Below are 14,166 nucleotides of genomic sequence, written 5' to 3'. Positions count from 1 at the left end.
TTGGGGCCAGCCGCGATTGACGTGTGGGGGCGGCCGGCCAATGCTGTGCATTCGAGCTCGACCCCATCGACACAGGAGAGCCCGCCTTGTTCCAGCGCGAACTGGCCCGAGCCCTGCACCTGAGCCGCCGCGGCGCCTATCGCGACGCCACCGACGCGCTCGAACTCTCGCTCGTCGCGGCCGACACGGTGCGGGATCGCGCGCGGGCGCTCATCCTCATCGCCCACAACCTGCCGCGGCAGGGTGACCTCCAGGCGGCGCTGCGGCGCGCCAGCGAGGCGGCGGCGCTGGTGCGCCTCATCGACGGCCCCGACCAGGACGCCTGGACCGCGGACGCGCTCACCGAGCTCTGCTACATCTACGCGCAGTTCCAGATGGGGCGCGACGCCGCGCAGGCGGGGCTGCAGGCGCTCCGCGCGGCGCGGCGCGCGGCCGATCCCGCGCGCGAGGCCTGGGCGCTGAACCGGCTCGCCGTCTCCTTCTCCGTCTCCGACCAGGTCGAGCAGGCCTGCCAGCACACGCTGCAGGCGCTCGAGATCGCGCAGGAGCAGGCGGCCGGCGAGCGCGAGCTGGTGCTGTCCTGCCTCAACAACCTGGCCCACTTCTGGCTGCAGGCCCATGCCGAGGCCATCCGCGACGAGGACCGCGCCGCCGCCGCCGAAGCCCTCGCGCAGGCCGAGCCCTACGCGGTGCGGGCGGCCGAGCTGGTGCGGGAGGAAGGCAATCCCTTCCTGATCGTGGTCTCGCTGTCCAACCTCGTCGAATGGCAGCTGGGGACCGGCGCCATCGACGACGCGCTGGTCATCGCCGAGGAGTACGAGCGCCTGGCGCATCGCCACGGCTACGCCGGCATGGTGCTGCAGGCGCGGGCGCAGCGCGGCCTGCTGCAGCTCAAGCGCGATGACGCCGCCGGCGCGCAGGGCGCGCTGCACGCGCTGGAGACGCTGCAGACCCTGACCCGGCAGCAGGCGCCGCACCAGTTGCCGGTGCGCCTGCGACGTCAGCTCACGCTGGCGATCTATCGCGGCTACAAGCTGCGCGGCGATCCGGCCAAGGCGCTGGAGGCGCATGAACAGCTGTCGGCGCTCGAGCGCCAGTCCGCGCGCAATGCCATGGCGCTGCAGACCGAAGCGATGCTGATCCGGCAGGAGTTCGAGCAGGCACAGGCGCGTGCGGCGCATGCGCTGCAGGATGCGCAGCGCGAGCGCGAGCGCGCCGATCTCGCGGAACAGGAGCAGCAGCGCTTGCGGCGGGAGGCCGCGGAGCTCGGCCGCATGGCGCATGAGGATGCGTTGACGGGTCTGAACAACCGCCGTCACGCCGAGTTCGCGCTCCCGCTGCTGCTGGAGCGCTCACGTCAGGAGCGCAGGCCGATCGCGCTGGGTCTGCTCGACATCGATCACTTCAAGCAGGTCAACGATGCCTTCGGCCATGGCATCGGGGATCAGGTGCTGCAGAAGGTGGCGCAGATCCTGAGACGGCAACTGCGCAGCGCGGACCTGCTCGCGCGCGTGGGCGGCGAGGAGTTCATGCTGGTTTTCGTCGGTGTCGAGCCGGCGCGTGCGCAGGACATCTGCGAGCGGCTGCGTGCCGCCATTGCCAATCACAGCTGGGGCGAGGTGATGCGGGGTTTGCGCGTCACCGTGTCCATCGGCCTGTGCGCCGGCGAGCCGCCGTCCAAGCCGTCCCTGCTCGTCGAGCCCGCCGACCAAGCGCTCTACGCCGCCAAGAACGACGGCCGCAACCGCATCCAGTTCAAGGCGGCCGAGTAGTCACGCCATCGCGGCCGCACCATCACTTCGTGTCGAGCGACGACGGCCCGTCGCAGGCCGTCTCCTGAATGCCGCAGATCTGATCCACCCAGGCGCGGAAGCGACCCTTGGCCTGCCCCACGCGCGCGACGGCCGATATCTGCAGGTAAGGCCGGATCTCGACAGAGAAGCGGGATTCGTCGTACTCCACCTGCACCCAGCCGCCTCGGCAATCGACGAGGCGACCGGCCGCCATCGTGCTGCTTCCGTCGAAGGCCAGCCCGTCCTTGAGCCTGACGGCCACAGGGGCCTTGCGATCGGGGCGGATGCGTCCCGTATCGGTCTGCGACTTCACGATGAGCTTGCGTCCACTGACCCAGCCCTCGCCTTGGTAGACCGGCCGTGCGGGCTGACCGGTGAGGGCTTCGTCCTCGAAGGCCTCGCGAATACGGAACCAGCCATTGGCGGCGGCAGTGACCCTCACCGACACGCGTGCACGCATGCCGGAGTCATCGGTCCAAATGGGTGGAAGTGTGCCCAGCACCGGCGCAGTGGCTGAGGGTGCATCACGTACGTTGAGCCCGGCAGGATCGGTTTCCTCGACGAAAGCGACGAAGTTGCAGCTGGCAGGTTCCGGCGGGCCGCTGGAGGCGACGGCCGCTCCGCCGATTCCAGCGCCGATCACCAGCACCAGCACTCGGGCCGGCAGCAACGACAGGGTCCGCTCATTCAGCATCGATCAGCACGTAGAAGAAGGAAGGGTTGCGGCCGACAGCCGAAAGGAAACTGCCGTAATGGCTCTTGGGGATCGTCTGGCAGCCGGCGGACCAGGTGTTGACAACTGGCGCAGTACTGCAAGAAACGATCACGCGCCTCAGAACGGCGAACTCGACGCAATGAAGGTCGTATCAGGGGCAATGCCCCAAACCCTCAACTGAGCTTGAACACCGCCACCGACTGCGACAGCGCGTCGGCCTGGTGCTGGAGGCTCTGCGCCGCCGCCGCTGATTCTTCGACCAGCGCTGCATTCTGCTGTGTCATCTGATCGAGCTGCGAGATGGCGGATCCGATCTGGTTGATGCCGCCGCTCTGTTCGCTGGTGGCGTGGCTGATCTCGGCCACGATGCGTGACACGCGCGAGATCGAATCCGAGATTTCGTTCATGGTTTGCCCGGCGCGTTCCACGAGTGCCGCGCCGCTCGCGACGCTTTCGCCGCTGGTGGTGATGAGCCGCTTGATTTCCTTGGCGGCTTCCGCGCTGCGTTGCGCGAGGGTGCGGACTTCCCCGGCGACCACGGCGAACCCGCGGCCTTGCTCGCCGGCGCGCGCCGCTTCCACGGCGGCGTTGAGGGCCAGGATGTTGGTCTGGAACGCGATGCCATCGATGGTGCCGATGATGTCGCCGATGCGGGCCGAGGAGGCGCTGATGCGGCCCATGGTCTCGACGACTTCGCCGACCACGTGCACGCCGCGGCCGGCGGCGCCGGCGGCTTCTTCGGCGAGCTGGTTGGCCTGGCGCGCCGACTCCGCGTTGTGCTGCACGCTTCCCGTCAGGTGGTCCATCGCCGAGGCTGTCGCCTGCAGGTTGGACGCGGCCTGTTCGGTGCGCACGCTCAGGTCGTGGGCGCCGGCCGCGACCTCGCGCGAGGCCGTCGCGATGCTGTCGGTGGCGCTGCGCACGCCGCTGACGACCTCGCGGAGCGACGCCTGCATGCCTTGCACGCCGCGCACCATTGCGGCCGTTTCGTCGCGGCCTTCGGCTTCGATGGGCTGGCTCAGGTCCTTGCGCGCGATGCGTTCGGTCGTGGCCACCGCCTGCGTCAGCGGCGCCAGCAGCGAGCGGATGATCAGCACCGTCAGCACGGCGATCAATGCCGCGCCGATCACCATCACGCCGACCAGCGCGGCCCGCACACGCGATTCGCGGCCGCCCAGGCGCTGCACCTCGTCCTGACCGTGCTGCGTGATGGCCTGCGTCATCTCGGCCACGCCGCGATCCATCGCCACCACCGGCGCCTTGATCGCTTCGGTCGAGCGGTTGGCCTCGGCCGCATCCACGAAGTCCGCGTTCAGGATGCGCTTGGCGATGTCGTCCACGCCGGCCTTGTAGGCCTCGAGCGACTGCTTGAGCCGCGGTGGCATCGCCCGGATGTCCTCGCGCGCCTCGAGGGCCGCCATCGCGTCGAGGCTGCTGATCACGCTGGCGTAGGTCTTGCGCCAGTCGGCCTGCGCCTGTTTGACGGTGCCGTCGTCCCCGATGTTGATGAGCATGTCCTTCTCATAGCGGCGCAGGTTGCCGATGCCGGCGCGCACCTCGGACAGTTGGGCCAGCGAGCCCACGTCCTGGCCCACGTACTGCTCGAAGTCCGAGCGGGTGCCGCCCATGGCCCAGAGGCCGGCGGCGCCAATCAGCAGCAAGGCGAAGACGGACAGGAATCCGAGGCCCAGCAAACGGGCCCGGATCGTGAAATTGCGCAAGGACTGCATGGTGCTTCAACGGGGGAGGTCGAAGCGGGGAGCCTAGCAGCCGGGGCGGCGCTCCGGCTAGCGTCTCAGCGCCACAGCGCCGACATCGCCGTGACAAATCGGTCGCGCCGGCCCGCGTCGTCGAGGGCGCGGCGCTGGCCGGCGACATAGACCTCGCGCCAGGCCTGGCCCTGGCTGGCGAAGACCAGTCCGTCCAGCAGCGAAGCGTCCGGCAGTCCGGCCAGGCCGCTCGCGGTGGTGTCCAGCACCAGGAAGTCGGCACGGGCGCCGGCGCGAAGGCCCCAGGCGGGCAGTCCGGCGGCGCGGGCGCTGCCGGCCACGCAGGCATCGAACAGGCGCGCCGCCGTCGACGGCTGCCGGCCCGGCTGCGCGGCGACGTTGCGCCGCTGCAGGCCCAGGCGCTGGCCATATTCGAGCCAGCGCAGCTCCTCCACCCAGCCCCGCGTCGCCTGGCTGTCCGAGCCCACCGTCATCGCCACGCCGGCCGACAGCCAGCCCTGCAGGTCCGCCTGCCCGTCGCCGAGATTGGCCTCGGTGCCCGGGCAGATCACCACCGCCGCGCCGCTGGCGGCGATGCGCGCGATCTCCTCGCGCGTGCTGTGGGTTGCATGCACCAGCTGCCAGCGCGGATCCAGACCGTGGTCGGCCAGGAAGTCGATCGGCCGCTTGCCGGTCGCCGCGAGGCAGTCATGGACCTCCTGCATCTGCTCGGCGACATGCACATGAATGGGAATGTCCGAGTCGCCGATCAGCGCCTGCAGCGCCCGCACGTCGTCCGGATGCGCCGCGCGCAGCGAATGCACCGCCACGCCGGCCCGCACCAGCGGCAGCTTCGCCGCGTTGATGCGCTCGCAGGCGCGCCACACCCAGGCCGCATCGGTGCGGAAACGGCGCTGCGTCTCGCGCAGCCCCCGGTGCGCGAAGCCGGCGTGCGCGTACAACACCGGCAGCAGCGTCAGCCCGATGCCCGCTTCCTGCGCCGCCTCGGCCAGCGCCATCGCCATCGCGTGCTCGTCGTCATACGGCGTACCGTCTTCGCGGTGGTGCAGGTAGTGGAACTCGCAGACCTGCGTGTAGCCGCCGGCCAGCAGCTCGGTGTAGAGCTGCGCCGCGATCGCCTTCAGCTGCGCCGGCGTCACGCGCAGCGCCACGCCGTACATGCGGTCGCGCCAGGACCAGAAGTCGTCGCTGTCGCTGTCGCGCTGCTCGGCCAGCCCGGCGAAGGCGCGCTGGAACGCGTGGCTGTGCGCATCGACCAGCGTGGGCAGCACCGGACCGTCCAGCCTCACCGCCCGCGGCGGCGGCGTCTGGCCCGCAGTCAGCGAGGTCCAGTGTCCATCGGCCCCCGCCTGCATCAGCACGTCCTGCTGCCAGCGTCCCTCGAGCCAGGCCAGCGGCGCGTGGAAGCTCGTCCCGTGCGCCGCGCTCATGCCGCGCCCCGCGCCGGATTGGCCATCAGGTAGGCCTGCAGCAGCATCGACAGCACCGGCCGGATGCGCTCGACGCAGCCGGCATCGAGCTCGTAGCCGGTGAAGCCCATCTCGCTCTCCAGCATGTAGCAGCGGTAGCACATCTCCAGCTGCACCGCCTGCTGGCCCAGTTCCGGACGGCCGTACTGGCGCGTGATGTAGCCGCCCTTGAAGCGGCCGTCGACCACCCACGAGAACTGGTCCTGCGCCTTCAGCACGATCTCCATCGCGTCGCGCGTGACCTGCTTGCAGGACCGCCCTTCGACGGTGCCGATGTTGAGGTCGGGCAGTTGCCCCTCGAAGAGCCAGGGCAGCTCCGAGCGGATGCTGTGGGCCTCGAACAGCAACGCGAAGCCGTGTTCCTGGCGCAGGCGCTGCAGCTCGCCCTGCAGCGCCTGGTGGTACGGCGCCCAGTACTGCTCGATGCGGCGCTGCTTCTCGGCGGCGTCGGGCGCCTGGCCGTCCTGGTAGAGCGGCTCGCCGGTGAAGAAGCGCGTCGGGCACAGCTCGGTGTTGGAGGCGCCGGGGTACATCGGCGTGTCCTCGGGCGGGCGGTTCAGGTCGATCAGGTAGCGCGAGAAGCGCGGCACCAGCATCCCCGCGCCCAACTGCTCGGCGATCGGCGCGTACAGCGGCTCCAGGTGCCAGTCGGTGTCCTCGCTGCCGAGCGCGCGTTCGACGTAGCGATGATGCTGGTCGGCCGGAATCTCCCGGCCCACGTGCGGCATGCTGATCAGCAGCGGGGTGCGGCCGCGCCGCAGTTCAAAGACGTCGTGCTTCATCGCTGATTCCTTTTGTCTCCACTCGCGCGCCGGGGGTCAGTCGTCGCGCCGCGGCCGGCCGGCCACCACGGTCTGCCGCAGCGGATTGCGCCCGAACCAATAGGCCAGCTCGCGCGGATGCGCGGCATCCCAGATGCAGAAGTCGGCGCGCAGGCCCGCGGCCAGCCGTCCGCGATCGGGCAAGCCGAGCGCCCGCGCTGCGTTCACCGTCAGCCCGCGCAGCGCCTCTTCCGGCGTCATGCGGAAGAAGGTGCAGGCCATGTTCAGCATCAGCAGCAGCGACAGCCCCGGCGAGCTGCCCGGGTTGTGATCGGTCGCCAGCGCGATGGGCACGCCGGCGTCGCGCAGCGCCTGGACCGGCGGCAGCTTCGTCTCGCGCAGGAAGTAGAACGCGCCGGGCAGCAGCATCGCGACGGTGCCCGCGCGCGCCATCGCCGCGATGCCGTCCCCGCTCAGCCACTCCAGGTGGTCGCAGGACAGCGCGTTGAACTCCGCCGCCAGCGCCGCGCCGCCCTGGTCGCTGAGCTGCTCGGCATGCAGCTTCACCGGCAGCCCCAGCGCCTTGGCCGCCTCGAACACCCGGCGGGTCTGCGCCGGCGTGAAGGCGATGCGCTCGCAGAACGCGTCGACCGCGTCCACCAGGCCCTGGCGCTTGAGTTCGGGCAGCCAGGCGCAGACGGCGTCGACGTACTCGTCCTGGCGGCCGTCGAATTCGGGCGGCAGCGCGTGCGCGCCCAGATAGGTCGTGCGCACGGTCAGGCCCAGCTCGGCCAGCTTGCGCGCGACGCGCAGGCATTTGGTCTCCGCCGCGAGCGACAGGCCATAGCCCGACTTCACCTCGATCGTCGTCAACCCCTCCGCCATCAGCGCGCGCGCCCGTTGCACGGCGAGCACGTGCAGCTCGTGCTCCGTGGCCATCCGCGTCGCGTTCACCGTCGAGCGGATGCCACCGCCGGCGCGGGCGATCTCCTCGTAGGTCGCGCCCTGCAGGCGCAGCTCGAATTCGGCCGAGCGCTCGCCGCCATAGACCAGATGCGTGTGGGCATCGATCAGGCCGGGCGTGACCAGCATGCCGCCGAGGTCGCGCATCTCGACCACGCCTTCGCGCAGCCCGGCTGGCAGCTCGGCCGCGGGGCCGACCCAGCGCAGTTGTTCTCCCTCGACCAGCAGCGCGCCATCGTTCACCAGTCCCCAGTCGCGCTCCCCGGCGAAGGTCGCCAGCGTCGCGTTGGTCCATAGGATGCGGCGCGGCGCGCCGGTCGAGGTCATCGTCATGTGTCGCTCCAGACCAGCCACCAGGCCGGCCCATGTTGATCGCCATCGTCGAAGACGCAGCTGTGCGCGGCCGGCGATTCGCACCAGGCCAGCGTGTGAGGCGCCAGCGGCACCGAGCGGTGGCCGTGGATCAGCAACCCGCCCTCCTGCGTGAACAGGCCCAGCCAGCGCGCGCCATGCGGGATCAGCGGCCGGTCCGCCGGCTGCAGCCGGAACACGCCGGCATCGCGCCGGTGCATCACGTTGAAGTCCTGGGTCGGTCCGTCGATCAGCGCGCAGTCGGGCGCGTCCTCGCCGGGGAAGCGCACGAGGCCCTCGTTGGGCTTGAGCGCGCGGCCGCGCATGATCACACCCTCCCCCGACAGCACGCCGAACCAGCGGTCGACGCCGGGATAGGCCGAGAACGGCCCGTCGCGGTCGATGTCCGCGACGCTGACGCGCACCTTCCAGTCCGAAACGTGCGGCCACGCGAGCAGCTCGCGCGTCCGGCCTCCCCCATTGCGCCACGGGGTCGGGGAAACCTCGTCGGCGGTGATCCTCATCCAGCTCATGTCGTCCAACTGCACAGGGCTATTGCTGAAGGGCGGGATTCTCGAAGAGTCACTCATGTGGACACGTCACCAAACGTCAACCCGGGGGTCACGCCTGGAAGCTCCCCTCCAGCAGGTAGCGGCTCGCCGGATGCACCAATCGCACCGACGTCACCGCGCGGCCCTGACTGGATGTGACACGTTTCACGACCAGGCAGGGTTCGCCGCGCGGCATGCCCAGCAATCGGGCCTCGAGCGGGCCGGGCATGGCGGCCTCGATGGTGTAGCGCGCTTCCGACAGCGGCGCCACTTCCAGCAGGTAATGGGTGGGCGTGACGCGCGCGAAGTCCTGCTCCATGTAGGCCGGCGCGCAGGCCGGATTCACGAGCCGGTCCTCGCACTGGATCGCCACGCCGTTCTCGCGATGCACGATGACGCTGTGGAACAGCGTCGCGCCGGTGCGCACGCCCAGCAGCGCGGCCTGTTCGGCGCTGGCCTTGAGCGTCTCCAGCACATGCACCCTGGCCTCGTGGCGATGGCCGCGCGCGGCGATCTCCTCATGCACGTCACGCACCGTCAGCGTCGACGCGATCCGGTGCAGTTGCGCGACGAAGCTGCCCACGCCCTGCACCCGGTCGACCATGCCCTCCTGATGCAGCTCGCGCAGCGCGCGATTGACCGTCATGCGGCTCACGCCGAAGGTCTCGGTCAACTCGGACTCCGACGGCAGCCGCTCGCCCGGCCGCCAGCGGCCGCTCGCGATGCCTTCGCGCAGGTGGTTCTTCACCTTGAGGTATTGCGGCGCGGGCCCGCCCGCGGCGCCAGCAGCGGTGGCCGAAAGGATGCTCGGGGTCTTCGTCGCCATGGGGTCGCATCCTACTTGACTGTACTTGTATAGACAACTAGAGTCCGCCAGCATCGCGCCACCCCACATCAGGAGCCGTCATGAGCCATGCCCAACCCCGTCCCGTCCGCGCCCCCGTCGGCACGCAGCTCAGCTGCAAGAACTGGCTGATCGAGGCCGCCTACCGGATGATCCAGAACAACCTGGACCCCGCAGTGGCCGAGAACCCCGATGCGCTCGTGGTCTACGGCGGCATCGGCAAGGCGGCGCGCAACTGGGACTGCTTCGAGCAGATCCTGACGTCGCTGAAGAACCTCAACGAGGACGAGACCCTGCTGATCCAATCGGGCAAGCCGGTGGGCGTCTTCCCCTCGCATGTCGACGCGCCGCGCGTGCTGCTGGCCAACTCCAACCTGGTGCCGGCCTGGGCCAACTGGGAGCACTTCAACGAGCTCGACCGCAAGGGCCTGATGATGTACGGCCAGATGACGGCCGGCTCGTGGATCTACATCGGCTCGCAGGGCATCGTGCAGGGCACCTACGAGACCTTCGCCGAGGCCGGCCGCCAGCACTTCGGCGGCGACATGGCGGGCCGCTGGGTGTTGACCGCGGGCCTGGGCGGCATGGGCGGCGCGCAGCCGCTGGCGGCGACCTTCGCCGGCGCCTGCTCGCTGACCATCGAGTGCCAGCAGTCGCGCATCGACTTCCGCCTCAAGACCCGCTACGTCGACGAGCAGGCCGCCGACCTGGATGACGCGCTGGCGCGCATCGCCAGGTACACGGCCGAGAAGAAGGCCGTCTCCATCGCGCTGCTGGGCAACGCGGCGGAGGTGCTGCCGGCGCTGGTCGCGCGCGTGAAGGCCGGCAGCGCGATCAAGCCGGACCTGGTCACGGACCAGACCTCGGCGCATGACCTGATCAACGGCTACCTGCCGGTGGGCTGGACCGTCGAGCAGTGGAAGGCGGCCGCGGGCGACGCCTCCAGGCACGCCGACCTGAAGGCCGCCGCCGCGCGCGGCTGCGCGGTGCATGTGCAGGCGATGCTGGACTTCCAGGCGATGGGCATCCCCACCGTCGACTACGGCAACAACATCCGCCAGGTCGCGTTCGACCAGGGCGTGAAGAACGCCTTCGACTTCCCCGGCTTCGTCCCGGCCTACGTGCGCCCGCAGTTCTGCGAAGGCCGCGGCCCGTTCCGCTGGGTCGCGCTGTCCGGCGATCCGGAGGACATCTACAAGACCGACGCCAAGATCAAGGCGCTCTTCCCCCACCACGCCGGCGTGCACCGCTGGCTGGACATGGCGCGCGAGCGCATCGCCTTCCAGGGCCTGCCGGCGCGCATCTGCTGGCTGGGCCTGGGCGAGCGCCACCAGGCCGGCCTGGCCTTCAACGAGATGGTCCGCACCGGCGAGCTGAAGGCGCCCATCGTCATCGGCCGCGACCACCTCGACTCCGGCTCGGTGGCGAGCCCGAACCGCGAGACCGAATCGATGATGGACGGCTCCGATGCCGTCTCCGACTGGCCGCTGCTCAACGCGATGCTCAACACGGCGGGCGGCGCGACCTGGGTCTCGCTGCACCACGGCGGCGGCGTGGGCATGGGCTATTCGCAGCACAGCGGCGTCGTCATCGTGTGCGATGGCAGCGAGGCGGCGGACAAGCGCCTGTCGCGCGTGCTGTGGAACGACCCCGGCACCGGCGTCATGCGCCACGCCGACGCGGGCTACGACATCGCGCGCAAGACCGCGCAGGAACGCGGCCTGAAGATGCCGATGCTGGGCCGCTGAGCGCCCTGGCTGCGCATTCGATCCCGACCTCGACCCTGATTCCGACACGAGCTCCCATGACGACTTCCCTCGAACTCACCCCTGGCGGCCTGACGCTGGACCAGCTGCGCCGCATCCGCGCCGGCGGCGTGACGCTGGCGCTGCATGCCGGCGCGTGGCCGGCGATCCGACGCGGCGCCGCCGTCGTGCAGGCCGCGGCGGCTGGCGACGACCCGGTCTACGGCGTCAACACCGGCTTCGGCAAGCTGGCCTCCAAGCGCATCGGCAAGGACGAGCTGGCCGCGCTGCAGCGCAACCTGATCCGCTCGCATTGCGTCGGCGTCGGCGCGCCGCTGGCACCCCCGGTCGTGCGGCTGATGCTGGCGACCAAGGCGGCCTCGCTGGCGCGCGGCTTCTCGGGCGTGCGCGAGTCCGTCGTGCAGAGCATCCTCGATGCGTTCAACGCCGGCCTCGTCCCTTACGTGCCGGCGCAGGGCTCGGTCGGCGCCTCGGGCGACCTGGCGCCGCTCTCCCACATGACGCTGGCGCTGATGGGCGAAGGCGAGATGCTGGTCGACGGCCAGCGCCGGCCGGCGCTCGCCGAGCTAGAGAAAGCGGGCCTCAAGCCGCTGGTGCTCGAGGCCAAGGAAGGCCTGGCGCTGATCAACGGCACGCAGACCTCGACCGCGCTGGCGCTGGACGCGCTGCTGCGCTTCGAGACCGTCTACGCGGCGGCCGTCGTCAGCGGCGCGCTGAGCCTGGACGCCGCGCGCGGCAGCGACGGCCCCTTCGATCCGCGCATCCATGAGGTGCGCGGTCAGCCCGGCCAGATCGAGGCGGCGGCCGCGTATCGCGCGCTGCTCGCGGGCAGCGCGATCCGCCAGTCGCATCGCGATGGCGACGATCGCGTCCAGGACCCCTACTGCCTGCGCTGCCAGCCGCAGGTGATGGGCGCCTGCCTGGATCAGTCGCGCTACGTCCGCGACGTGCTGCTGCGCGAGGCCAACGCGGTCACCGACAACCCGCTGGTCTTCGCGCCGGAGCAGGGCCCGGCCGCGATGATCTCGGGCGGCAACTTCCACGCCGAGCCGGTCGCGCTGGCGGCCGATGCGCTGGCCTGCTCGATCGCGGAGGTCGGCGCCATCGCCGAGCGCCGCATCGCCATGCTGATCGACACCGGCGTCTCGCGGCTGCCACCCTTCCTCACCGAGAACGCGGGACTCAACTCCGGCTTCATGATCGCGCACGTCACCGCCGCGGCGCTGGCCAGCGAGAACAAGTCGCTCGCGCATCCGGCCAGCGTCGACAGCCTGCCGACCTCGGCCAACCAGGAGGACCACGTCTCGATGGCCACCTTCGGCGCGCGCCGCCTGGGCGCGATGCTGGACAACACCGCCCACATCGTCGCCATCGAGCTGCTGGCCGCGGGACAGGGCATCGAGTTCCTGCGGCCGCTGCGCAGCTCGGCGCCGCTGGAGGACATGCATGCGCTGCTGCGCGCGCGCTGCCCGGCCATGCCCAGCGACCACTACCTGGCGCCGGACATCGAGCGTGCCTTCGCGATGGTCAACGACGACGGCCCGCACGGCCCCGCGGCGCTGCTGCGCCGGTGCACCGAGATGGCCGTGCTGGACTAATATCCGGGACCTCGGCGGGCGCGGCCCGCCCCCTCGCCGCGAGTCCCGCATGACCTCTTCCGCCTCGACGGCGCGCCCGGAGCGCGCCGTTTTCGCATCCATCAGCGCCTCGGTCCGCGGCGCGCCGGAACGCTCCTCGCCCCTGTTTGTCCGCTTCATGGCGGCGCTGTTGCTGCTGATCGCGGCGATGGCCGTCGCGCCGCGCGCGTTCGCGGCGACGCGGGTGGTGTTCGACATCGACCTGCGCGAGGAGATCGCCGCCGGCCGCTTCGATCCGGCCAGGGACATGGTCGGCGTGCGCGGCGGCGCGGCGCCGCTGAGCTGGACGCGCTCGCTGATCGCGCCGGCCGCGGGGCTCGGCAAGGAGGGCTGGTATCGCGCCACCGCGCTGTTCGAGCGCATTCCGCCTGGCGGCACCGTGCCCTACAAGTTCCGCATCGAGCGTCCGGGACAGGGCGAGGGCGACGAGGGCTGGGAGGCCGGCGGCAACCGCGCCATCGAGCTCGTCGCCGACGAGGTGCGCGTGACGCGCGCGTTCAATGCGCCGGGCGCGCCGGTATCGCTGAGCCGCGCCGGCACCATCGAGCGGCTGGACCCGCTGCCCGGCACCTGGGTCGGTGAACGCCCGGTGCAGGTCTGGCTGCCGCCGAACTATGAACGCGACACGCAGCGGCGCTATCCGGTGCTGTATCTGCATGACGGGCAGAACGTCTTCGACGCGGCGGCGGCCGGCGCGGAGTGGCAGGTCGACGAAACGGCGCAGCGCCTGGTCGTCGATGGGCAGATCCAGCCGCTGATCATCGTGGCGGTGAACAACACCGCGCGCCGCGTCGACGAGTACACCGCGACGGCGATGAGCCGCGACGGCCACACGCAGGGCGGCCAGGGCGCGGCGTATGCGCGCTATCTGATCGAGCAGCTCAAGCCGGCGATCGATGCGCGCTATCGCACGCTGCCGGACGTGGCGCACACGGCGGTGGGCGGGTCATCGCTGGGCGGGATCATGAGCCTGTGGCTGGCGGTGCATCACGGCGACGTGTTCGGCACCGCGCTGGTGGTGTCGCCGTCGCTGTGGTGGGACAACGAATTCCCGATCCGCGATGCGCAGAAGACGCCGCTGCCGATGTCGGTGCCGCGTCCGAAGCTGTGGCTGGACATGGGGACCGGCGAAGGGGCCGAGGCGATCCGGCAATTGCGCAAGTTGCGTGGCGTGCTGTACGCGCGCGGATGGGCCAGCGGAGACATCGCCTACCTCGAGGCGGAGGGCGCGACGCACGATGAAGCGAGTTGGGCGGCGCGTGTGGAGCCGATGCTGCGTTTCGTCGACCGGCAGTTCAACGCCAAGCCGCGCGACGGGAATCGTCAACAGCGGGATCCGTTCCCGAGCGAGGTGCGGCCTTCAATGCCTCCGGGTCCGGGCACCTACGACAAATGACGGCGTGAGGCCGCTGGCCCTCGCACTCTCCCGTGGTATTTCCCCCTCGCCCCCGGCGGGGGAGTGTATGGACCGAGGACATAGGTAACAGGTGTGCCAGGACATGGGTAACACTTTTCCCGCCTAGTCAGCGGGAGGACGAAGTTGCCCTGGAGCCCAGTCACCGTGAAGGACCAACGAGAGGAATTCG

11 protein-coding genes are annotated in these 14,166 nt (G+C 70.6%); 4 read left to right on the top strand and 7 right to left on the bottom strand.

Annotated features, from left to right (window positions below):
* Positions 1–86: 86 nt before the first annotated feature.
* Positions 87–1,772 carry a diguanylate cyclase gene (locus ABDW61_RS23285; RefSeq protein WP_343642174.1) on the top strand — a complete coding sequence of 562 codons (1,686 nt, stop codon included), beginning with the start codon at positions 87–89 and terminating at the stop codon, positions 1,770–1,772.
* A gap of 22 nt (positions 1,773–1,794) precedes the next feature.
* Here the strand turns inward: ABDW61_RS23285 and ABDW61_RS23280 are convergent, their stop codons facing one another.
* The 7 genes from ABDW61_RS23280 to hutC all read right to left on the bottom strand — a co-directional run bounded on the left by ABDW61_RS23280 (position 1,795) and on the right by hutC (position 9,159).
* Positions 1,795–2,487, bottom strand: coding sequence for an SH3 domain-containing protein (locus ABDW61_RS23280; RefSeq protein WP_343642173.1), 693 nt, complete (start codon positions 2,485–2,487; stop codon positions 1,795–1,797).
* Positions 2,488–2,681: 194 nt separating this feature from the next.
* On the bottom strand, positions 2,682–4,238 hold the full coding sequence (locus ABDW61_RS23275) for a methyl-accepting chemotaxis protein (protein WP_343642172.1): 1,557 nt from the start codon (positions 4,236–4,238) through the stop codon (positions 2,682–2,684).
* A 65-nt stretch (positions 4,239–4,303) separates the two neighbouring features.
* Positions 4,304–5,668: a formimidoylglutamate deiminase gene (gene hutF / locus ABDW61_RS23270; RefSeq protein WP_343642171.1), complete on the bottom strand. Its 1,365-nt coding sequence runs from the start codon at positions 5,666–5,668 to the stop codon at positions 4,304–4,306.
* On the bottom strand, positions 5,665–6,489 hold the full coding sequence (hutG, locus tag ABDW61_RS23265) for an N-formylglutamate deformylase (protein ID WP_343642170.1): 825 nt from the start codon (positions 6,487–6,489) through the stop codon (positions 5,665–5,667). The genes hutF and hutG overlap by 4 nt, the downstream gene beginning before the upstream one ends.
* Before the next feature lie 36 nt (positions 6,490–6,525).
* Positions 6,526–7,764, bottom strand: a complete 1,239-nt coding sequence (gene hutI / locus ABDW61_RS23260) for an imidazolonepropionase (protein ID WP_343642169.1) — start codon at positions 7,762–7,764, stop codon at positions 6,526–6,528.
* On the bottom strand, positions 7,761–8,315 hold the full coding sequence (locus ABDW61_RS23255) for a HutD family protein (RefSeq protein WP_343642168.1): 555 nt from the start codon (positions 8,313–8,315) through the stop codon (positions 7,761–7,763). Before ABDW61_RS23255 ends, hutI begins: the two co-directional genes overlap by 4 nt.
* 88 nt (positions 8,316–8,403) lie before the next feature.
* On the bottom strand, positions 8,404–9,159 hold the full coding sequence (gene hutC / locus ABDW61_RS23250; RefSeq protein WP_343642165.1) for a histidine utilization repressor: 756 nt from the start codon (positions 9,157–9,159) through the stop codon (positions 8,404–8,406).
* An 80-nt stretch (positions 9,160–9,239) separates the two neighbouring features.
* Between hutC and hutU the strand changes: the two genes are divergently transcribed.
* From hutU to ABDW61_RS23235, 3 genes are read left to right on the top strand one after another with little or no spacing between them, the layout of a single operon-like run.
* A complete protein-coding gene (gene hutU / locus ABDW61_RS23245) occupies positions 9,240–10,925 on the top strand; it encodes a urocanate hydratase (protein WP_343642163.1) in 1,686 nt (561 codons plus the stop codon).
* A 56-nt stretch (positions 10,926–10,981) separates the two neighbouring features.
* The gene (gene hutH / locus ABDW61_RS23240; protein ID WP_343642161.1) at positions 10,982–12,541 is read left to right on the top strand and encodes a histidine ammonia-lyase; all 1,560 of its coding nucleotides are present in this window, start codon (positions 10,982–10,984) and stop codon (positions 12,539–12,541) included.
* A 49-nt stretch (positions 12,542–12,590) separates the two neighbouring features.
* The gene (locus ABDW61_RS23235) at positions 12,591–13,976 is read left to right on the top strand and encodes an alpha/beta hydrolase-fold protein (RefSeq protein WP_343642159.1); all 1,386 of its coding nucleotides are present in this window, start codon (positions 12,591–12,593) and stop codon (positions 13,974–13,976) included.
* Positions 13,977–14,166: the final 190 nt, after the last annotated feature.

The organism is Roseateles sp., assembly GCF_039595595.1.
Lineage (GTDB): Bacteria > Pseudomonadota > Gammaproteobacteria > Burkholderiales > Burkholderiaceae_C > Roseateles.
This window is presented reverse-complemented; position numbering and strand designations above follow the sequence as displayed.

Coding starts and splice junctions, on each gene's coding strand:
- ABDW61_RS23280 (WP_343642173.1), bottom strand. CDS start 2,487: ATGCTGAATGAGCGGACCCTGTCGTTGCTGCCGGCCCGAGTGCTGGTG.
- ABDW61_RS23275 (WP_343642172.1), bottom strand. CDS start 4,238: ATGCAGTCCTTGCGCAATTTCACGATCCGGGCCCGTTTGCTGGGCCTC.
- hutF (WP_343642171.1), bottom strand. CDS start 5,668: ATGAGCGCGGCGCACGGGACGAGCTTCCACGCGCCGCTGGCCTGGCTC.
- hutG (WP_343642170.1), bottom strand. CDS start 6,489: ATGAAGCACGACGTCTTTGAACTGCGGCGCGGCCGCACCCCGCTGCTG.
- hutI (WP_343642169.1), bottom strand. CDS start 7,764: ATGACGATGACCTCGACCGGCGCGCCGCGCCGCATCCTATGGACCAAC.
- ABDW61_RS23255 (WP_343642168.1), bottom strand. CDS start 8,315: ATGAGCTGGATGAGGATCACCGCCGACGAGGTTTCCCCGACCCCGTGG.
- hutC (WP_343642165.1), bottom strand. CDS start 9,159: ATGGCGACGAAGACCCCGAGCATCCTTTCGGCCACCGCTGCTGGCGCC.
- hutU (WP_343642163.1), top strand. CDS start 9,240: ATGAGCCATGCCCAACCCCGTCCCGTCCGCGCCCCCGTCGGCACGCAG.
- hutH (WP_343642161.1), top strand. CDS start 10,982: ATGACGACTTCCCTCGAACTCACCCCTGGCGGCCTGACGCTGGACCAG.
- ABDW61_RS23235 (WP_343642159.1), top strand. CDS start 12,591: ATGACCTCTTCCGCCTCGACGGCGCGCCCGGAGCGCGCCGTTTTCGCA.